Consider the following 19,981-nt stretch of genomic DNA (forward strand, 5'->3'; position numbering starts at 1 on the left):
GGGCGGTCAGGAGGATTCGGCGACGGCCGCCTCCGCGGGCACGTTGTCCTCGGTGTGCTGGTCGGCCATCGCCGGGGCCGTGTCCACGGAGGTCTCGTCGACAGGTGCCTTGGACAGGAGGCCGGGTACCGGCCGTGTGCGCTCGGGCGTCCGCGCCTTCGCTTCCGTGTCCGCCGGAGCCGTCCGGGCCGGGAGCAGGTCGAGTACCGCCTGCCGGTGGGCGTCGCTGGTCGCGTCGTCGTACGGGTTCGGCGTGGCCGGCACCTGGAGCCGGTGGACCGGGCCCGTGCCCAGACGGGCGTAGCCGCGACCCGGGGGGACGTGTTCGACGGGGGTGGTGTGCGGGGGAGCGCCCAGGACGGCCGCCACCTGCTCCGGTGTCGCGGGTCCGAGGACGACACGCGCGCGGGTGTGCTGCCGTACCGCGTCGGTGAGGGCCTCCATGCTGTCGAGCTGATCGGCGACGACCACCGTGACGTTCACGGGGCGGCCGTGCCGCAGCGGGACCTGGAGCAGCGACTGGGGGTCCTCGCGGCCGTCCGCGGCGGCGAGGTGCGTGAACGCGCTCGGGCGGTCCAGCAGAATCCAGAGCGGCCGCCTGGCGTCCGCGGGCGGCGGGTCGCCCGCCTGGTGGGCCCGGTTGGTGGCGATCAGGCGGCGCTCCGTCTCGTGCGCGGCCCACCGGAGACTCGCCAGGACCCCCGCCAGGCCGCACTCGACGGAGAGCACGCCGTCCCGGCCGGTGAGGCACGCGTACTCACCGGTGCCGCCGCCGTCGATGATCATCACATCGCCGTGGACCAGTGCCTGCAGTGCGACGGAGCGCAACAGCGTGGAGGTACCGCTGCCGGGGTGCCCGGCCGCCAGCAGATGGGGCTCGGCGGAGCGGATGCCGGTGCGCCAGACGACGGGGGGAACGTCGCGCTGTTCCTTGCCGTGGGTGAGCGGCAGGGTCCGCCGCACCCGGGTGGGATCGGTGAAACCGAGGACCGTCTCGCCGGGGGACGTGACGAAGCGCTGGGCGGCGATGTCGGCGGGCAGCGGGGCGAGGACGCGGACCGTGAGCTGGTTGCCCTCCTCGTCCCAGGCGAAGTGGTATTCGCGGCCGCGCCCCGACTTGGCGGCGAGCAGGTGCTCGATCCGGGCGCGGGACTCCGGTTCGCCGTCGGTGTAGTACGCGGGATAGCTGATCAGCAGGTGAGTGATGCGGCCGGTGCCGTCGAACTCGTACGCGGGGAAGACGTTCTCCCACGCGCCGCCGTGGGTGTAGAGGGGGTCCGGGTCCCCGGCGGACGAGAAGTACGGCACCAGGGCTTCGTACAGCGACCTCAGGCGCTGGATCTGTGACTCGTCGGGCCCGTCGGACGTGGCCGGGGCGCGGTCCCGGCCCTGCCAGGCCGCCGCCGCCATCAGGGTGACGACGGCGAGCAGGGGGCCGTAGGGGAGGAGCGCCACGACCAGGACCACCGACGTCACCAGGAAGAGCAGCGCTCCGCGTCGCTCCTTGGGGGTGGCGAGCCACCTGCGCCGTCCGGCCGAGGCGAGCCGGCGCAGTCCGCGCATGATCGTGATGAGCGGATGGAGGACGTCCGTGGCGCTGTCGGCCGCCGTCCGGGCCAGCTCCCGGCTCCGGGCGAGCTGGATGCCGCCGTTCCTCAGGATGTGGGGAAGGGGGCGCCGGGCCACTGCTGCCTCCAGTGTGTGCGGGTGGGCGGGTACGTCGGGTACGCGGAGCGCGGTGGGTCAGAACCTGATTCCGCCGAGGAGGCCTGCCAGGCTTTCGCCGCCCGCCTTGATGCTCGGCGCAATGGCCGTACTGGCCAGATAGAAGCCGAACAGCAGGGCCACCAGGGCGTGCAACGGCTTCAGGCCGTCCTTGCGGCAGAAGATGAAGAGGACGATGCCGAGCAGGACCACGCCTGAGATCGAGAGGATCATGTGAGTTCTCCTGGTTCATGGGGGACAGTCACCATGAGTACTTCCATCCTCGCAGAATGTATCTATACGACAAAAGGTGCAACTGGGTCAATCGGCGATCGTTTCGCCCGGTCGGCGGACCGTTGCGGACCGCTCCTGACCCGGCGGACGTGGGCTGTCGCATCCCGCTGCGTCCGGCCGGGTGCCCCGTGATCCTTACCTCGGACACGTCGGCTCATGTGCCGCGCGAGCCAGTACCCTGGCGATTCACCCGTACGGCTCTGCACCGCTCGCAGACGTACACCCTGTCCCCGATGTGCGGAGTGATCCGTGGTGAGAGGCGGTCCGGCCGATATGACTGAAGCCCCTGACCCCGAGGTCGTGGAGCTGGCGACCAAGATCTTCGATCTGGCCCGGCGCGGCCGGACCGGGGAACTCGTGGCCTACGTCGACGCGGGTGTGCCTGCCGACCTCACCAATGACCGGGGCGACTCGCTCGTGATGCTCGCCGCCTACCACGGTCATGCCGAGGTGGTCCGCGCGCTGCTGGAGCGCGGCGCCGACGCCGACCGGATCAACGACCGGGGACAGACCCCGCTCGCCGGGGCCGCCTTCAAGGGCGAGACCGAGGTGGTCAAGGCCCTTCTGCACGGTGGTGCCGACCCTGCCGCGGGCACTCCCTCGGCCGTCGACACGGCCCGGATGTTCGGCCGCGCGGAACTGCTCGAACTGTTCGGTGAACACTGAACCGCGCAGGGGGCCGGAGCCGGGCCGAGTGCTGAGCCGGACGTTGCGCTGAGCACTCCGACCGGCGAGGGCACGGGAAACCGCGGGAAACCGCGGGAAACCCACGGGAAACGGAGTAGGCGGTACGAGGCCGCCGGAATTCGGTCGCGGCAGATGTGACCGCCGGGTCATCATGACGACGTGATTCACGGACGCGATGGCTGGGCAGGTGTTGCCGCACCGCGCGGGCCGTGACGCGGCCCGCACGGGCCACCGACGAGAGGCAGAGGAAGATGGTCTACAGCAAGCAGGAAACGGCGGGCGCCCCGACGTGTTGGCACGCGGCCAGGTAATGCACGTCCCCGGTTGCGTCGACGCTTGATGTGAGGCTGTTTCCCATGTTCGATCCGGTCATAGCGCCCAGCGGCACACTGCTCGGCCTGCTTCAGCGCGGCCGCGGCGACGGCACGCTGCACGCGCTCACCGCCCCGCGCTCCGAAACGCTCGCGGCGCTGAACCACTGCGTGCTGCGCGATCCGCGCCACGACTGGCAGGTGGAGAACCGCTCCCTCTACTACGCCCGCCTCTATCTCGATCTGCACGGCGAACTGGACGCGATCGAGGCGCACCTCTTCGAGGCCGAGGACATCCTCGACACCGAGGAGTCACGCACCGGGCTCGCCCTCGCGGTCCTCGGGCACCTCGCCTCCTACGGCAGGCGGGACGCGCTCGTCCTGCTGCGCAGGTACGCCACCCAGGGCTCCAACTGGGCCTGGGCCCTGGACGAACTCGCCCTCCGGGACGACGACGCGGGTCTGCGCGCCCTCGCCGTCCCGGTGCTCGCGCGGTTCACCACCGACGCCGAGGGCGAGGCCGAACTGGCCGCCACCGTCCGCGACGCCTTCGAGCCGCGGCCCTGGCGCCTGTGGGCCGACGATCCACGCGAATCCGTCGCCACGCGTGTGCGCGGCGCCCAGGAGGCAGGCTGCTTCGACCGCTGGCAGCGGCAGATGCGCCCCACCGGTCCCCGCCCCGGGTGGAGCGTGCGGGCCGTCTTCGAATGGGCCCAGCAGGGAATCGAACGCGGCACCGCCCTGCATGTTCCGGCCGCCCGCTGCCTGAGCGCCGTGGCGGGCCCGGAGGACCGGCCCGAGATCGTCCGGGCCGCCGAGGACGGCACCGAGGGGGCCCGCTGCACCGCCCTGCGCTACCTCGCCGACAGCAATGATCCGGACGCCCTCGCCCTGATCGAGGGCGCCGTGGCCACCGGGTCGGCGCCCGTCGTGGAGACCGCCGTCGACGCGTTCGAACGCATGCGCAGTCTCGCCGCCGTCGACCGTGCGCGCCGCTGGGCCCACCGGCCCGACGCCCTGGGCGCCGCCGCCGGCCGTGTCCTCGCCCTCCGGGGCGGCGCACAGGACCGAGACCTGGTCCTCGCCGCGCTGCGCGAGGCGGTACGGGGCGAGGGCCCCGACGCGCCGACCCTGTGGACCCTCGTCGACGGCGCCGGACGCCTGGGCATCACCTGTGCCGCTCCCGTACTCCGCCACATCTACCGGGAGACCGCCTCCTCCCATCTGCGCGGCCGGGCCGCCCGCGCACTCGCGGCCACCGACCCCTCCTTCGGCAGCGGCTTCGCCGTCGAGTGCCTCTGGGACTGCGAGGAGTCCACTCGCGAGATCGCCGCGCGGCACGCCGAGACCGGCGACGCCCGGGTCTTCGAGCGCCTGCGCCGGCTCGCCGTCGACCCGGCCGAGGAGGCCGAGGTGCAGACCGCCGTACGCAGCCGGATCGGTCCCGGGGAGACCGTCGTGTGACCCGCCCGGGGCGCGCGGTGTGAACGCCGGATGGCCCGCGGGGCAGGAGCACATGGCCGGTGTTCGACCCCTGCGGGTGTGCGACGCAACGCTCATGGGACGTTCCCCGGCCGGAAAGATCCACGTTGACGTGGCCACGTCCGGCGCGGCGAGAACACCCGTATGCGAGTCGTCATCGTGACCGAATCCTTTCCCCCTGACGTGAACGGCGTGGCTCACTGCGCGCTCCAGACCGCACGGCACCTCGTGGACCGCGGTCACAGCCCTGTTGTCGTCGCCCCCACCGCCGCGGGCGACGAACCCGACGACCGGGCCCCGTGCCCCGTCGTCCGGATCCCCTCCCTCCCGCTCCCGGGCTACCCCCAGGTCCGCGTCGCTCTCCCCAGCCGGCGTGTCACCGCGGCGATCACCGAGCACCGGGCCGATCTCGTCCATCTGGCCAGCCCCTTCGTGCTCGGTGTGCGCGGCATGGCGGCGGCCTCTCGTCTCGGCCTGCCGGCCGTGGCCGTCTACCAGACCGACCTCGCCGGGTACGCCCGCACGTACATGGGCGCGGGCGAGGCCGCGGCCTGGCGTCGGATCCGGTCCGTGCACTCGGCCGCCGACCTCACCCTCGCCCCGTCCGGCGCCGCGCGGAGCGACCTTCAGGAGCACGGCGTCCCCAGGGTCAAACTGTGGCCGCGCGGCGTGGACACCGTCCGTTTCCGGCCCGAACTGCGGGACGAGGCACTGCGCCGGGAACTCGCCCCGAACGGCGAGCTCATCGTCGGCTACGTCGGCCGGCTCGCCCCCGAGAAGCAGGTCGAGCTGCTGGCCGAAACGAGCGCCCTGCCGGGAGTGCGGGTCGTCGTCGTGGGCGACGGCCCCAGCCGGCCGGGTCTGGAGCAGGCCATGCCCGGCGCGGTCTTCCTGGGACGACGCACGGGGGACGAACTCGCGAGGATCTTCGCCTCGCTGGACGTCTTCGCCCACACGGGACCGTTCGAGACCTTCTGCCAGACCGTGCAGGAGGCCATGGCGAGCGGCGTGCCCGTGGTCGCGCCCGCCGTGGGAGGCCCGCTGGACCTGGTCGCGCACGGGCGCACCGGGTTCCTGGTGCCGCCGCGCGACGCAGCCGCGGTACGGGACGCGGTGTGGTCGCTGGCCACCGACCCCGGGCTGCGGGCCGCCTACGGGGCAGCGGGGCGCGCGACGGTCGAGGGCCGTACCTGGGCGGCCGTCGGGGACCGGCTGATCGGCCACTACACGGATGTGCTCGCCGGGCGCAGGACGGCGGTGGCGGCGTGAACGGGCCGGTGGGAACGGAGGCCCTGCCGACCTGTGTGCCGGGTGTCGACGGCACACCGGGCGTCGAGTGTCCGCAGGGCGTCGGGCGCCCCCAGGGTGTCGACGGCTCGCTGCGGATCGTGCGGCTCGCGAACTTCGTCGCGCCGGCCTCCGGCGGACTGCGCACCGCGTTGCGGGAGCTCGGCAGGGGCTACCGGGAGGCGGGGCACGAGTCCGTGCTCATCGTTCCCGGTGAGCGGGAGAGCGACCAGGAGACCGAGCAGGGGCGGGTGATCACCCTGCCGGGCCCGCTCCTGCCCGGCACCGGCGGCTACCGCGTCCTCACCGACAAGCGGCGGATCGCCGCCCTGCTGGAGGAACTCGCTCCCGACCGGCTCGAGGTGTCCGACCGTACGACCCTGCGCTGGACCGGCAGATGGGCGCGGCGGGCCCGGGTACCCGCGGTCATGGTCTCCCACGAGACCGCCGACGGCGTGCTGCGCACCTGGGGGCTGCCGGAAGGGATCGCGCGGCGCACCGCCGACGCCCTCAACGCCCGCACCGCCCACACCTACGCGCGTGTCGTGTGCACCACCGAGTTCGCCGAGCGGGAGTTCGCCAGGATCGGTGCCCGCAACGTCGTACGGGCACCGCTCGGTGTCGACCTGACGGAGCGGCACCCCGCGCTGCACGACCCCGGGCTGCGGGCCCGCCACGCGCGCGGGGCGGAAACACTGCTGGTGACGTGTACCCGGCTGTCCGTGGAGAAGCGGCCCGGGACGGCGCTGGACGCGCTGGAGGCACTGCTGCGGCGCGGGCGGCGGGCGGTGCTGGTGGTGGCGGGGGACGGACCGCTGCGGCCGCGGCTCGAGCAGCGCGCCCGGGAACGCGGACTGCCGGTCGTCTTCCTGGGCCACGTCCTCGACCGGGCGTTCCTCGGCGCGCTCCAGGCCTCCGCGGACGTGTGCCTGGCGCCGGGGCCCGTGGAAACCTTCGGGCTCGCCGCGCTGGAGGCGATGGCGTGCGGCACCCCCGTGGTGGCGAGCACCTCGTCCGCGCTGCCGGAGGTGATCGGCTCCGCCGGGGCGGTCGCGGGGGACCGGGGGGAGTCGTTCGCGGACGCCGTCGAACTCCTGCTGGGACGGCCGGAGACGGAGCGGCGCGCGGCGGCACGCGCACGTGCGGAGCGCTTCGGGTGGGGAGCGGCCGTGACGGCGTTCCTCGACGCCCACGAGGCCCCGCGGACGGCCGCGCGGGAGGGCGGGCCGGACGGCGTGGCACCCGTCCGGCCCGCGTCCGCAGCACGGGGAGGCCCGAGATGAGAACCGTGCGGTTCGTGGCCCTCGGCGACTCGCTGACCGAGGGCGTCGGAGACCGCGCCGGTGACGGATGGCGGGGCTGGGCCGCGCTGCTCGCCGGGTCGCTGGACGAGCGGCCCGTGCGGTTCACCAACCTGGCGAAGAGCGGGGCGCAGACGCACGACGTGCTCGAAGGCCAACTCCCCGGGGCGCTGGCCCTGCGGCCCGACCTCGTGTCGGTCGTCGTCGGGGTCAACGACACCCTGCGCCAGGGCTTCGACATCCACGCCGTGGCCAGGCGGCTGGACCAGGTGTACGCGGCCTGCGCGGCCCAGGGCGCCGTGCTGCTCACCGCGTGCCTGCCCGACCCCGGCGGCACCATGGGCCTGCCCGGGGCGCTGGCCAGGCCGCTCGCCCGCCGGCAGCGCGCGGTCAACACCGTCGTCCACGCGCTGTCCGACCGGTACGGCGCGGTGCACCTGCACGCGAGCGACGGTGACTGGGTCACCGACCGTGCGATGTGGAGCGCGGACCGGATGCACCCGGGCGAGCGGGGACACCGCCAACTGGCCGTGAGGTTCCACGCGCTGCTGGCGGAACGGGGTCTCGCACCCGGACCCGCGCCCTCGCCCGAACCGGAGTCCGCGGGACCCACCCTGGCGGCGAGCCTGTGGTGGCTGGCCACCGCCGGCACCGGATGGGTGGCCCGTCGGTGCACCGACCTGCTGCCCCAGCTCCTCGCGCTCGCCGCCGACGACCTGCGGCACCGCGCGCGCGGGACGAGCGTCCGGCTCGACCTGCGGACCTCCGCCGCGGTGTCGGCGGCACTGGCCGCGCTGACGGCGGGGGAGCCCCCGGGGTTCAGGGGCGCCGCACGGCAGTGAGGGGCGCCGTGAGGCGATGAGATGGGCCGGACCCTTTTGGTGCGGGTCCGGCCGCGCGCCGCCCGACGCGCACCGCGTGCGGAGCGAACGGGTCGTCAGCGGGCCCTCGGCGGCCCTGTGGGTTCGGAGCAGTGTGACGACCGTGACACCGGGGCGCATCTGCGTCGTTTGGGCCGTTGTCAGACCGAGGACCTAGTCTGTGCACCGTGACTTCACCTGCATCGACGGACAGTGCTCCGCCCCAGCTCAGCGCGGGCCCGCGGCCCGCGCCGGGCCCGGCGGCCGACGAGGGGCTGGCCCGGCGGCTGCGCGCACTCGCCTGCACCGCGCCGCTGCACGACCTGGACGCCCGCAAGGCCAATCTGGCCGGCGAGTACTCGGTGTACGGCATGGCGGAGGTCGCCCTGGCGGCCATCGACCTGGTCACGCTGAACATGGACTTCGACACCGGTGCCGACCACGACCAGATAGTCGCCCGGCTCGTCCCGCGCATCACCGCCCAGGCTCCCCGCCGACCGGCCGCCGAGCACGAGCGGGTGGCCCGCTGGGTCCTGGAGAACCTGATCAACGTCGGCAGTGTCGATCGCGGCTTCCGCGCGGTGTACGGCGTGTTCGGCGCGGACGGCAGCTATGTCCGCCGCGACTACGACTTCAAGCTGATCGAGGAGGTACCCGGCCCCGGCGGCACCGTCTACCTGCGGACCACGGACGAGGCGGTCAACGTCCTGGTCGGTGCCCTGGACACCGATGTCACCAGTGCCCAGATCGCCGCCGAGGTCAAACTCGAGGTGCTGATCAACCGGGGCAGGCTCGCCGACGCCCAGCTCGCCGCCGAGCAGGCCCGCTACCGGACCGTGCAGTACTCCGAATCGCTGCGCCGCGCCCTGGACGCCACCCGGCGCAATGTACGCGCGGTGGACTGGCTGAGCGCCGTTCCCGACATGATCGCCGAGGCCCTGGACCACGTCGCGGACCGGTACCGCCACGAGAACGCGATCCTCACCAACATCCGCAAGGCCCGTGACGAATCGGAGGACCCCGAGCACAAACGCAGGGCCGCCGAGCTGGTGGACATCGTCAAGGACTGCATCCGTCGGCACACCCAGTTGCAGTCCCGGATGCTGGAGGCCGGCCCGCTGTTCCGGGCCGAACAGGACCGGCAGGCCTTCGCCACGCCGGCTTCGACCTCGGGCACGGACCTCTACGGACACCTCCTCTCCCCCCTGCTCCCACTGCCCCTGGAACAGGCGGTGCGGATCACCGACGCCTTCTTCGCCCGCGGCACCGGGCTGCGTACACCGGTGTCCGTCCGGGTCGCCGACCTCGTCGACATCCTGCTGACCCCGGCGGTGGAACGGGAGCACTTGGGCGCCGAGATGCCGGAACCCGACCTGATCGCCACACCGGACGACAGCCGCTTCACCGAGGAGCAGCTGGCGGCCGCGACCACCCTGCTGGAACTGCCGGCCGACGCGCCCCGACGGCTGTCCGGACTGCTCGCCGAGGCCCGCCGCCAGGACCCCGAACTTCCGTACCTGGTGGCCTTGCTGGCGGTCCACGCGGCCAGCCCGCCGGTCGGCACCGCCTACCGCCAGGGCGAGCGGCGCCTGCTCTTCGCGGTGGACGACGGTGTGGAACTGGACGACCCCGAGTTCGGCGGCGCCGACCTCATCGTCGGTACGGCCCTGCTGGACGCGGCGGGGATGGCGGCGGACCGGACGGAGGCGGCCTGATGGGCGTTCCGCCGGACCTCGGGGAGCCTGCGGGGGCCGCCGGCTCCCGGCAGGCCGCCAGTACCGTCGTTGCCGCCGTCACCGTCGTTCGCCAGCGCGAGGAGGAACCGTGTCCGTGAGCGAGCATGCCGAGTGGAGCGAGGCGGAGCCCTCCACCGCACCGGCGAGCGCCGCCGTCACACCCGCCGACGCCGCCGACGCGGCGCGGCTCGTCGCCTTCGGCCTCCAGCCCAAGCTGCAGCCGGCCCGCGACCAGGAGTACGCGGACCTGCTGCGCCGCTACCGCGAGGACCCGCCGTTCGCGCGCCTCGCCGACGCCGTGGCCACCGGCCTCGGCCTGATCGTGCTCGAGGTGTCCCCGCGCGCGGGGATGGCCGTGACCGCCGCCGAGGACTCGGTGTTCGCCGTCCGCATGGGCGACTACGCGCGGCGGACCTCCGCCGACGGCGGCGACCGGTTCCTGCACGGGCTCGCACACCTCGCCGTCGCCGTCATGGCCTTCCCGCGTCCCGAGGACCTCGCCGACGACGCCTACATCGGGCGGGTCACCGTCAACGGCGTCGACGCCTTCGTACGCCAGGCCTGTCACCGTCTGGAGGAGCGGGCCGCGGAACAGGGCGAGAACACCGACCCGGCCAGCGACGCCCCGGGGCTGGAGACGGCCTGGCGGATCTGGGCGAGACGCAGCGCGACCGGCGCGACCAAGGACGCACGCCGGCTCGCGGGTTCGACCACCGGCATCGTCGCCAAGGCCGTCACGTTCCTCACCGACTCCGGATTCCTGCAGCGCACCGGCGACGACCACGGCGGCACCTACCGCACGACGGCCCGCTACCAGCTCCAGGTGCGCGACCTGGCGGGCGGTGCGGCCATGGCCGAACTGCTGGAGCTGGGCGTCGTCCCGGTCACCGATGGCACCCCGACCCTGCTGCCCGCGGACAGCGATGAGGACCTGGAACTGGTGGCCGGCGCCGGCCTGCCGTTCCATTCCGTCTGAGCCGTCCCCCGTCGCCGCCCGTCCTCGCCTCCGTCCTCATTCCCGTCCCCGTCTCCGAACCACCCCGACCTGCCGAAGACTTCGAGAGTCCGCCATGTACGAGCTGTCCCGGGTCCGCCTCTACTCCATCGGGCCCGCCGGCGCGCGCTACGCCGACACCGTGCTTGACCTGCGTGGTGTCGGCGAGACCGTGCCCGAACCCGCGCCGACGCAGGCGGAGTTCTTCGTGGAGGAGCCGGTGGGCCCGCCCCGCCGGCCCGCGCCCGCCGGGGTGCTCTTCCTGGAGAACGGCGGCGGCAAGTCCGTCCTGCTGAAGCTGATCTTCTCCGTGATGCTCCCGGGCCACCGCAACACCCTCGGCGGCGCGAGCTCCGGAGTGCTGCGCAAGTTCCTGCTGGCCGACGACTGCGGACACGTTGCGCTGGAGTGGCAGCACGTGCTGACCGGCGAGTGCGTCGTAGTCGGCAAGGCCAGTGAATGGCGTGGCCGCCAGGTCTCCAACGACCCGAGGAAGTTCGCCGAGGCCTGGTACTCGCTGCGGCCCGGCCCGGGACTCAGCCTGGACAACCTTCCCGTCGCGGAGGCCACCGCCGTACGGCCACCCGCCGACGGCCAGTCCGGCGCGAGGGGCCGCCGCCGCACCATGAAGGGTTTCCGGGACGCCCTCACGGAGGCAGGCAGGACCTATCCGCACCTGGAGGTGCACTGGGAGGAGACCCACGAGCGCTGGACCGAGCACCTCGGCGATCTGGGACTCGACCCCGAACTCTTCCGCTACCAGAGGGAAATGAACGCCGACGAGGGCGAGGCAGCCGGCCTCTTCGCGGTCAAGAAGGACTCGGACTTCACCGATCTGCTGCTGCGCGCCGTCACGGACACCCGTGACACCGACGGACTCGCCGACCTGGTCGGCGGCTTCGGCAACAAGCTGGGCCGACGCGCCGAGCTGATCGCCGAACGGGACTTCACCGCCGGTTCCGTCGAACTGCTCGGCAGGATCGTCGAAGCGGCCGGTGCCCGTACCCAGGCGCAGAAGATCCACACCGCGGCCGAGCGCCGCACCCGCACCCTGGCCCGCAGGCTCTCCGCGCGCGGCAACCAGGAACGCACCCGCGCCGCCGACCTCGCGCAGCGCGTCACCGCCGCCGCCCACGCCGTCACCCAGGCCGGAACGGCACGCGAACACAGCGCACTGATCTCGGCGGAGATCGCCTACCGGCACGCCTCCCTGGCGCTCACCGCGGCCGAGAAGTCCGCCGCCGCCCAGAAACGGGAACTCGCCGACGCGCGCACCCTGTACTCGGCATGGCAGGCCGCCGAGGCAGCGCTGCGCCACCGCGCCGCCGCCGACCGGGCCGCCAGGGTCTCAGCCGCGATCCAGGAGGCCGAGCGGGACGCGGCACCCGCGCTGGCCGCCCGCGCGAAGGCCGCCGTCGATCTCGTACGCGCCCTGCACACCGCCGCGCAGAACGCCGAGAACCTCGCCAACGAGGAGGAGGAGCGGTCCGCAGCCCTCCAGGAGGTCAGCGACGCCGCCCACCGCGACGCCACCGCTGCCGCCACCGAGGCACAGCGGGCCCGCAGCGAGATCGGCCACCTCCGGCAGCGCCTCACCGAGGTCGAGCAGGAGACCACCGAGGCCGTCCGGGCCGGTTGGCTCGACGACAGCGCCCCCGACGCCGACCCGGCCCGCGCCGCCCTCGCGGCCAGCGACGCGGAGAAGACCGCGGTCGCCGCCTGGGACTCGGCCCGCGAGGCGGCCCGCCGGGCGACCGAGCACGCGCGCGAGGCCGCCGCCACCCAGGCACGCGCGGAACTCACCGCCGCCCGCGCGGCGGACGCGGCCACGGCGGCCGACCGCGCCCACGAGAGCGAACTCCGCACCGCACAGGCCCTGGCCGCCGAGGAACGGCCGGCCGAGCTGCTGGGCCTGACCACCACCGACGCACGCCCCTCGGTCCCGTGGCCCCGTCCCGACTCGGATGCCGAACCGGACGGCGGCCCCGCCGAAGGCACCCTCACCGCCACGGAACTGGACCGCTTCGCCGACGACCTGTGCGAACTGCTCGACGACGCGGTCTCCTCCGCCGAACGCCAGTTGTTCGAACTGCGCACCGCCGCCGCCGACGACGCCCGCATCCTCGGCGCCCTCGGAGACGGCGGACTGCTGCCGCCCGGCCCGGACGTGCTGGCCACGATCGAGTACCTCGGCGAGCACGGCATCCCCGCCCTGCCCGGCTGGCGCTATCTCGCCCAGGCCGTCGACCCCGCCGACCACGCACGCGTGCTGGCCGCCCGCCCCGAACTGGTCGACGGTGTCATCATCACCGATCCGGACTCCCACACCCGCGCCCGCGCGGCCCTGAGCGACGCCGCCCTGCTGCCCCGGTCCACGGTCGCCGTCGGCACGGCCGCCGCCCTGCTCGCGCCGACCCCGGCGCCGGACGTGGACACCGGGGACGTCTTCCTCGTACCGCCGAACCCGGCCATGCACGACGAGCACGCCGCCGACGAGGAGCGGCAGGCGCTGCGCGTCCGGGCGGCCGCACGGGACGAGGAGATCCGCGCGCTGGCGGCGCGGCTCGCCAAGGACCGGGAGCTGACCGCGCGGCTCACCTCCTGGCGTACCGGCTGCCCGCCCGGCCGGCTCGCCGAACTGGCCCGCGCGGCGCACGATGCCCGCGCCTTCGCGGCGGAGTCCGAGGCGGAACTCGCCGAGGCACGCGCCGTACGGGTGGAGGCCGAGGAGGCCGCCGCCGAGGCCGCCCGGGTGCGTGACGAGCGCCAGGAGACCGCGCAGAAGGCCCGGCGCGCCGCAGACGCCCTCGCGGGGCTCGCCTTCCGGCTGCGCGAGCGGGGCGGCTGGCAGGCCAAACTGCGGGAGTTGGCCGACGACGCCGCCGGGGCGGAGGCCGGCGCCCAGGCCTGCCTGGAGCGCGCGCGGGCCGCCGACGAGGACCGGCGCGGCGCGCAGCGGGCCGCCGACGACGCCCGGCGCACCGCGCGGGCGCTGCGCGCCGAGCGCTCCGAGATCGCCGGCGCCCCCGACGACGTACCGGAGGACGGCACCGAGGCGCCGCAGATCTCCCTGCCCGCCCTGCGCGAGGCGTACCGGGCCGCGTCCCAGGTCTACGAGAAGGTCGGCGTCGGCGCCGACCTGCGCGCCGAGCAGGCCCGCGCCGAGAGCGACGAGAGCGCGGCCCGCGCGGAGCTGGACCGGCTGAGCAACAAGGTCCGCACCCGCGCGGAGCAGCTGCTCCAGTCGCCCGACGGTTCGGACGGTCCCAGTCGCCAGGCCGCCGCGGCCCGCGCCGAGGAGCTGGTGCAGCTCCTGGAGACCCGTATGTCGAGCGCGAGCGAGCAACTCGGACGGCTGCGCGGCGAGGCGGAGCGGCTCGCGCCCGAGGACGGCGAGGAACACACCCGGCTCCCCGAGGAGTCGGTGCCCCGCGACGCCGAACACGCACAGGCGCTGCTGCGGACCGCCACGGCCGAACTGGCCTCCCGGACGGAGGAGCTGGACCGGACCAGGCAGGCCCACGGAGAACTCCTCGACGCGCACCACGCCGCGGAGGATGCCGCCGGGGGGTTCGACGAGATCGCCGCCATGCTCCGCGACCTGCTGCGTGATCACGCGTCCGAGGAGGAGCCGGAGCGGCCCGAGCCCTACCCGGGCAGCTTGGCGGAGGCCCGCAGCTCCGCCGCGGAAGCCCGCCGGTCACTACGGGGCTGCGCCGCCGATCTGTCCGCCACCGAGTCCGCGGTGCGCGAGGCGAGCGACATCCTCGTCCGGCACGCCAACTCCACCCGCTACGAGCAGGTTCGCACCCCCGCGCGGCAGCAGATCCGCGAACTGCCCGCCTCCGCGCTGCCCGAGCACGCCCACAAGTGGGCGGACGCCTTCGCGCCACGGCTCCGGGTCCTCACCGACGAGCTCGAACAGCTGGAACGCAACCGCGACTCGATCGTGGACCGGCTCAGAGGACTCGTCGAGTCGGCCCTCGCCACCCTGCGCTCCGCGCAGCGGCTGTCCCGGCTGCCCGAAGGACTCGGCGAGTGGTCCGGGCAAGAGTTCCTCCGCATCCGCTTCGAGGAACCCGACCAGGCGACCCTCACCGAACGGCTCGGTGAGGTCATCGACGAGGCGACCCGCGCGGCCGTGCGCAAGAACTCCGATCTGCGGCGCGACGGCATGTCCCTGCTGCTGCGTGGAGTCGCGGCCGCCATCCGGCCCAAGGGCGTCGCCGTCGAGATCCTCAAGCCGGACGCCGTACTGCGCGCCGAGCGGGTCCCCGTCGGGCAGATGGGCGATGTGTTCTCCGGAGGGCAGCTGCTCACCGCGGCCATCGCCCTGTACTGCACGATGGCCGCGCTGCGCTCCAACGACCGGGGTCGGGAGCGGCACCGGCACGCCGGCACCCTGTTCCTCGACAACCCCATCGGCCGCGCCAACGCCACCTACCTGTTGGAGCTCCAGCGGGCCGTCGCCGACGCGCTCGGTGTGCAGCTCCTCTACACCACCGGCCTGTTCGACACGACGGCACTGGCGGAGTTCCCGCTGGTCATCCGCCTGCGCAACGACGCCGACCTGAGGGCGGGCCTGAAGTACATCAGCGTCGAGGAGCACTTGCGGCCGGGCCTGCCCCAGGAGGCCACGGAGGGGGAAGCCGTGCACAGCGAGATCACGGCCACCCGGATGTTCAAACGCCCGGCATCCGCAACCTCCTAGGACGCGGGACTGTGTCGATATGCGGCTCCGCGGCGTGGGTGCAGGCGGTGCTTGTGACAGAGAGAACGTGCTCGCTCTTGCGTTCCGTGGCGGCGTTGGAGCCGGATACCCGTGCCGTCGACCACAGTCGCAGACGGACGTGGTCGGCGGCACGGGTATCCGGCTGTCAACTCTCGACATGAAGAGCGACGGCCACGGCGTCGCCGCACGACGGCGCTACAACTCCAGCTCGGCCACCTGCTCCTGCTACCACGGTGGCGGCTGTGCCACCGTCGGGAAAGGAAACCTGTCCTTCGCGGAGGGCACCACCTTGCAGATCCGCGCCTGCCTCCAGGACACATCCAGCGGCACCCCGTACAGCTGCGGCGGTTGGAAGTACGCCAAGGCCTGACCGGCACAAGTCGGCGAACGGGCGGGCCTTCGGGCTCGTTGCTTTCGTGTTCCCAGGTCGGTGCTCGCCCGCTCGACGACCTCGGCTCCCTCAAGGGTGCGACAACTGCTCCCTCTTGCCCTGTCGGCGTATACGCCTCTGGGCCCGCTCCGCGGCCTGGGCCTGACGTCGTGCCCTGCGCCGCTCGCGCCGCAGGGACCGGGCGGTACTGCTCGGTGCCGACACCACGCCGTTGCGCTGGTTCCACACCTGGCGTGTCACCCAGACATCGAGCGCGGCCCAGGTGGCGACCACGGTGCTGGCGATGCTGCTGAGCACCATGGGGAATGCCAGCCACGACCCGGCCAAGGTGCACAGGAACGCCACCATGGCCTGTATCAGCGTCACCGAGATGATGAGCACCGCCCGCACGGCTGCTGTCCGCACCGGGTCGGGCAGCCTGCGCCGCTTCGCCGACTCCTCTATCCACAACGGCCGGTAGTGGGACCGCTCCTGAGCGGGTTCCCGCTCACTCCGAACGCCGAGATCCCGCGCATCGGTGTCCCGCCGTGCCGTGTCCTGTGCGGCCACGTCCTTCCCGGACGTCTCCTGCCGCTGTGCCGTGCCCATCACAGTGTCGCTCCCCACCCTCGGCGGACCGCTCACCCCTGTCCGAAGACCCGATTTCCTACGGCTGCCCGGCTTGCGCTGCTTTACGCCGCCCGGATGCAAGGTGCGGCTCCTGGGGCCGATTCCGCCCTCATTTCCTGTATAGAAGGACGAGCGGCGAGTCATGAAGATTCCCTGTCGGCGAAAAATTTCGGCCAAATGTCCGCGTGCGCCCACCGGAACGGGCTTTCAGGCCGTCACCGGTTTCGGGGAAGCAATCTCCCTCAATAAGCGGACAACTCCTCATCCTCCCGGGCTCGTACGGAAGCTCTGCCTCCGGAAGAGTCTTCGAGTTACCTGTGCGCCAGTAGTAGGCTCGCGCCGTTTGGTGACGTACATGCGTACCCCCTGCCGGTGGGGGTCGAGCTGGGGGAGTCCATGCGCTTTCGCGGGAAGTCCATCCGCCGGAAGATCGTGGCGCTGCTTCTCGTGCCGCTGGTGTCCCTGACGGCGATCTGGGGCTTCGCCACGGTATTCACGGGACGGTCGGTCATTCAGCTGTTTCGGGTCTCCGCCGCGGTCGAGGACATCGGCTACCCGATCGAGGAAACCGTCCGCGTCCTCCAGCAGGAACGCCGCCAGACCCTCGTCCATCTCGCCGATCCGCGGGCCTCGGACACGCTCTCCGCTCTCCGCACCACCCGCACGGCCACCGACGGCGCCATCGCCAAGGTCCGCGAGAACGCGGACAACCCCGACGTCCGCGACGGGCTGAGCACAGGCGGCGAGGACCGGCTCACCGCGGTCCTGGACGCGTTCGACGGCATCGACTCCCTGCGCGGCAGCGTCGAGCAGGGCACGATGAACCGCGTCGAGGCCCTCAACCAGTACAACCTTCTCGTGGACTCCTGCTATGCCCTCCTGACCTCCCTCGACGGCATCGACAACGTGGAGATGGGTCAGCAGGGCCGCGCCCTCCTCAACCTCAGCCGCGCCCGTGAACTCCTCGCCCGCGAGGACGCCCTGCTCGGTTCGGCCCTCGTCGTCGGCACACTGTCCCGCGCAGAGGTACGCGACATCTCCGACCTCGTGGCCCAGCGCACGCTGCTGTACGACATCGCTCTGGCGCAGTTGCCGGCTGCGGACCGGGACCGCTACGAGAGCTTCTGGAAGAACGCGGCGTCCGCTCCGCTGCGCGTCGCCGAGGAGGCGGCCGTCTCCTCCGGCACCGGACCGCCCCGTGGAATCACCGCGAAGAGCTGGGACACCGCCGCCGGCCATGTGCTCGAAGAACTCGGTACCCTCAACGACCAGGCCACCGACCGCTATCAGGACCGCGTCCACCCGGTCGCCACGGGCGTCATCACCCGGGCCGTCGTTGCCGGCGTCCTCGGACTGGTCGCCCTCCTCGTCTCCCTCGTCCTGTCCATGCGCATCGGCCGCGGCCTCATCCGTGACCTGCGGCAGTTGCGTCTCGAGGCCCATGAGGCGTCCGGCGTGCGACTGCCCAGTGTGATGCGCCGTCTCTCGGCCGGTGAACAGGTCGACATCGAGACCGAGGTCCCCCGCCTGGAGTACGACAGGAACGAGATGGGCGAGGTCGGCCAGGCCCTCAACACCCTGCAGCGCGCGGCCGTGGAGGCGGCCGTCAAACAGGCCGAACTGCGCTCCGGGGTCTCGGAGGTGTTCGTCAACCTCGCCCGCCGCAGCCAGGTCCTGCTGCACAAGCAGCTCACTCTGCTGGACAGCATGGAGCGCCGGACCGAGGACACCGAGGAACTCGCCGACCTGTTCCGTCTGGACCATCTGACCACCCGCATGCGCCGGCACGCCGAGGGTCTGGTCATCCTCTCCGGGGCCGCGCCCTCCCGGCAGTGGCGCAGACCCGTCCAGCTCATGGACGTCGTGCGCGCCGCCGTCGCCGAGGTCGAGGACTACGAGCGCATCGAGGTCCGCAGGCTGCCGCGGGTCGCCGTCACCGGCCCCGCCGTCGCCGACCTCACCCACCTCGTGGCCGAACTCCTCGAGAACGCCACGGTGTTCTCTCCACCGCACACCGCCGTCCAGGTCCTGGGCGAGCGCGTCGCCAACGGCTTCACCCTGGAGATCCACGACCGCGGTCTCGGCATGGTGGCCGAAGCGCTGCTGGACGCCAACCTGAGGCTCGCCGAGACCCCGGAGTTCGAACTCTCCGACACCGACCGGCTCGGACTGTTCGTGGTCAGCCGTCTCGCGCAGCGGCAGAACGTCCGGGTCTCCTTGCAGCCCTCCCCCTACGGCGGTACCACCGCGGTCGTCTTCATCCCGGACGCGCTCCTGACGGACGACGTCCCGGACACCAATGGAGTCGGCTTCCGCCTCGACCGGCCCCGGCGCGCCAAGGACAAGGAGCCGGAGGAGAACCGCCGTCGCGCGCTGTCCCAGATGCCCGTACAACTGCCCGGACTGCCCGCCTCGCTGCTGGACGGGCCGGTCGAACTCGAGAGCCCTGTCGACCTGGACGCCGTCGACGACTGTCCGGGGGCCCCGAGGGACGAGGACGACGAGGGCAACGAACACGGCGGCCTGTTCCGCCCCCGGCACTCCCCGGCCCGCACCAAGGACGAGCGGCCGGGCCGTCGGCGTGAGCCGCATCAGCGGGCTCCCGAGAACCGCGACGGACCGGACAGGGACACGGACGGGCAGATGAACGGCCCCGCTCCGCTGCCCCGCAGGGGGGTCCCCAAGCTGGTCAGTTCCCACGGCCGCCCGGTCGGCGACGAGCACGTCCGCCGGGAGCGGACGGCCCACGACACCGGCACCCCCTCCGCCCACCCGGGGCAGGAGCCCGCACCGCCGCCCCTGCCCGTCCGCCGACGGAGCGCGGAGTCCCACCCCGGCAGCACCCCGCGGTACGCGGACGGCCCGCAGTACGCGGACAGCCCGCAGGACACGGACGACCGGCCCGACCCCGGATCGCTGCCCCGACGTGTACGGCAGGCCAGCCTCGCCCCACAGCTCAAACGGAGCACGCGACCACGGAACGAGGAAAGATCCCGGCCCGTCGAACGGGACGCGGAGGAAGTACGCAGCCGCATGGCCTCGCTCCAGCGCGGCTGGCAGCGCGGCCGCGACGAGAACGCCGAGGCCGACGACGGCCCCGGCGGGGCAGCAGCACGAGGAACGATCAAGGATGACTGAGGGGGACGGTCGATGACCGCACCGAACACGACCGGCCACGCCGAAGGCGGCAAGGGGGAGCTGAACTGGCTCCTCGACGACCTGGTGGACCGCGTCGCGAGCATACGGAAGGCCGTCGTGCTCTCCGGCGACGGCCTCGCCACGGGGGCGTCCGGGGAACTGACCCGCGAGGACAGCGAGCACCTCGCCGCCCTCGCCTCCGGGTTCCACAGCCTCGCCAAGGGGGTGGGCCGCCACTTCGAGGCAGGCGGTGTCCGCCAGACCATCGTCGAACTCGACGAGGCATTCCTGTTCGTCACGGCCGCCGGAGACGGCAGCTGCCTCGCCGTCCTCGCCGACGCCGACTCGGACGTCGGACAGGTCGCCTACGAGATGACCCTTCTCGTGAAGCGGGTCGGTCCGCATCTGGACGCCGGACCACGCACCGATCTGCCCCCGGGCGGGTAGTGGGATGA

At 73.1% G+C, this 19,981-nt stretch carries 14 protein-coding genes; 11 read left to right on the plus strand and 3 right to left on the minus strand.

All coding sequences use genetic code 11. The features are described from left to right. Positions 1-6: 6 nt before the first annotated feature. Together AC6F7H_RS25330 and AC6F7H_RS25335 are read right to left on the minus strand one after the other, a co-directional pair. Positions 7-1,686: a hypothetical protein gene (locus AC6F7H_RS25330; protein ID WP_500759259.1), complete on the minus strand. Its 1,680-nt coding sequence runs from the start codon at positions 1,684-1,686 to the stop codon at positions 7-9. A gap of 57 nt (positions 1,687-1,743) precedes the next feature. Beyond that, positions 1,744-1,938 (minus strand): hypothetical protein, encoded by a 195-nt coding sequence (locus AC6F7H_RS25335; RefSeq protein ID WP_500759260.1) that lies wholly within the window; start codon positions 1,936-1,938, stop codon positions 1,744-1,746. Between the two features lie 333 nt (positions 1,939-2,271). On the opposite strand from AC6F7H_RS25335, the gene AC6F7H_RS25340 reads away from it, so the two are divergent. The 9 genes from AC6F7H_RS25340 to AC6F7H_RS25380 all read left to right on the plus strand — a co-directional run bounded on the left by AC6F7H_RS25340 (position 2,272) and on the right by AC6F7H_RS25380 (position 15,758). Next, positions 2,272-2,664 carry an ankyrin repeat domain-containing protein gene (locus tag AC6F7H_RS25340; RefSeq protein ID WP_109379400.1) on the plus strand — a complete coding sequence of 131 codons (393 nt, stop codon included), beginning with the start codon at positions 2,272-2,274 and terminating at the stop codon, positions 2,662-2,664. A 377-nt stretch (positions 2,665-3,041) separates the two neighbouring features. After that, positions 3,042-4,460, plus strand: a complete 1,419-nt coding sequence (locus AC6F7H_RS25345) for a HEAT repeat domain-containing protein (RefSeq protein WP_500759262.1) — start codon at positions 3,042-3,044, stop codon at positions 4,458-4,460. Positions 4,461-4,622: 162 nt separating this feature from the next. Beyond that, positions 4,623-5,747, plus strand: coding sequence for a glycosyltransferase family 4 protein (locus AC6F7H_RS25350; protein ID WP_500759264.1), 1,125 nt, complete (start codon positions 4,623-4,625; stop codon positions 5,745-5,747). A 110-nt stretch (positions 5,748-5,857) separates the two neighbouring features. After that, positions 5,858-7,048 carry a glycosyltransferase gene (locus AC6F7H_RS25355; protein ID WP_500762045.1) on the plus strand — a complete coding sequence of 397 codons (1,191 nt, stop codon included), beginning with the start codon at positions 5,858-5,860 and terminating at the stop codon, positions 7,046-7,048. Continuing rightward, a complete protein-coding gene (locus AC6F7H_RS25360; protein ID WP_500759265.1) occupies positions 7,045-7,908 on the plus strand; it encodes an SGNH/GDSL hydrolase family protein in 864 nt (287 codons plus the stop codon). Before AC6F7H_RS25355 ends, AC6F7H_RS25360 begins: the two co-directional genes overlap by 4 nt. Positions 7,909-8,114: 206 nt before the next feature. Continuing rightward, positions 8,115-9,641 carry a hypothetical protein gene (locus AC6F7H_RS25365; protein WP_500759267.1) on the plus strand — a complete coding sequence of 509 codons (1,527 nt, stop codon included), beginning with the start codon at positions 8,115-8,117 and terminating at the stop codon, positions 9,639-9,641. 115 nt (positions 9,642-9,756) lie between these two features. Beyond that, positions 9,757-10,638, plus strand: a complete 882-nt coding sequence (locus AC6F7H_RS25370) for a hypothetical protein (protein WP_363042886.1) — start codon at positions 9,757-9,759, stop codon at positions 10,636-10,638. A 94-nt stretch (positions 10,639-10,732) separates the two neighbouring features. Next, on the plus strand, positions 10,733-15,367 hold the full coding sequence (locus AC6F7H_RS25375) for a hypothetical protein (RefSeq protein ID WP_500759268.1): 4,635 nt from the start codon (positions 10,733-10,735) through the stop codon (positions 15,365-15,367). A 178-nt stretch (positions 15,368-15,545) separates the two neighbouring features. Continuing rightward, entirely contained in the window at positions 15,546-15,758 is a 213-nt protein-coding gene (locus tag AC6F7H_RS25380) for a hypothetical protein (RefSeq protein ID WP_500759269.1), read from the plus strand. Positions 15,759-15,848: 90 nt separating this feature from the next. Here the strand turns inward: AC6F7H_RS25380 and AC6F7H_RS25385 are convergent, their stop codons facing one another. Beyond that, positions 15,849-16,367 (minus strand): hypothetical protein, encoded by a 519-nt coding sequence (locus AC6F7H_RS25385; protein ID WP_500759270.1) that lies wholly within the window; start codon positions 16,365-16,367, stop codon positions 15,849-15,851. 417 nt (positions 16,368-16,784) lie between these two features. Here AC6F7H_RS25385 and AC6F7H_RS25390 point away from each other — a divergent pair, with 417 nt between their 5' ends. Further along, the gene (locus AC6F7H_RS25390) at positions 16,785-19,526 is read left to right on the plus strand and encodes a nitrate- and nitrite sensing domain-containing protein (RefSeq protein ID WP_500759271.1); all 2,742 of its coding nucleotides are present in this window, start codon (positions 16,785-16,787) and stop codon (positions 19,524-19,526) included. Positions 19,527-19,538: 12 nt separating this feature from the next. Further along, positions 19,539-19,973 carry a roadblock/LC7 domain-containing protein gene (locus AC6F7H_RS25395; protein ID WP_500759272.1) on the plus strand — a complete coding sequence of 145 codons (435 nt, stop codon included), beginning with the start codon at positions 19,539-19,541 and terminating at the stop codon, positions 19,971-19,973. The last annotated feature ends 8 nt before the right edge of the window (positions 19,974-19,981 follow it).

Source organism: Streptomyces sp. MMS24-W38 (assembly GCF_059889265.1).

Bases quoted from the DNA above. Each gene is read 5' to 3' on its own strand.
- AC6F7H_RS25340 (WP_109379400.1), top strand. From the start codon at position 2,272: ATGACTGAAGCCCCTGACCCCGAGGTCGTGGAGCTGGCGACCAAGATC.
- AC6F7H_RS25390 (WP_500759271.1), top strand. From the start codon at position 16,785: ATGCGCTTTCGCGGGAAGTCCATCCGCCGGAAGATCGTGGCGCTGCTT.
- AC6F7H_RS25380 (WP_500759269.1), top strand. From the start codon at position 15,546: ATGAAGAGCGACGGCCACGGCGTCGCCGCACGACGGCGCTACAACTCC.
- AC6F7H_RS25385 (WP_500759270.1), bottom strand. From the start codon at position 16,367: ATGGGCACGGCACAGCGGCAGGAGACGTCCGGGAAGGACGTGGCCGCA.
- AC6F7H_RS25375 (WP_500759268.1), top strand. From the start codon at position 10,733: ATGTACGAGCTGTCCCGGGTCCGCCTCTACTCCATCGGGCCCGCCGGC.
- AC6F7H_RS25345 (WP_500759262.1), top strand. From the start codon at position 3,042: ATGTTCGATCCGGTCATAGCGCCCAGCGGCACACTGCTCGGCCTGCTT.
- AC6F7H_RS25395 (WP_500759272.1), top strand. From the start codon at position 19,539: ATGACCGCACCGAACACGACCGGCCACGCCGAAGGCGGCAAGGGGGAG.
- AC6F7H_RS25335 (WP_500759260.1), bottom strand. From the start codon at position 1,938: ATGATCCTCTCGATCTCAGGCGTGGTCCTGCTCGGCATCGTCCTCTTC.
- AC6F7H_RS25350 (WP_500759264.1), top strand. From the start codon at position 4,623: ATGCGAGTCGTCATCGTGACCGAATCCTTTCCCCCTGACGTGAACGGC.
- AC6F7H_RS25360 (WP_500759265.1), top strand. From the start codon at position 7,045: ATGAGAACCGTGCGGTTCGTGGCCCTCGGCGACTCGCTGACCGAGGGC.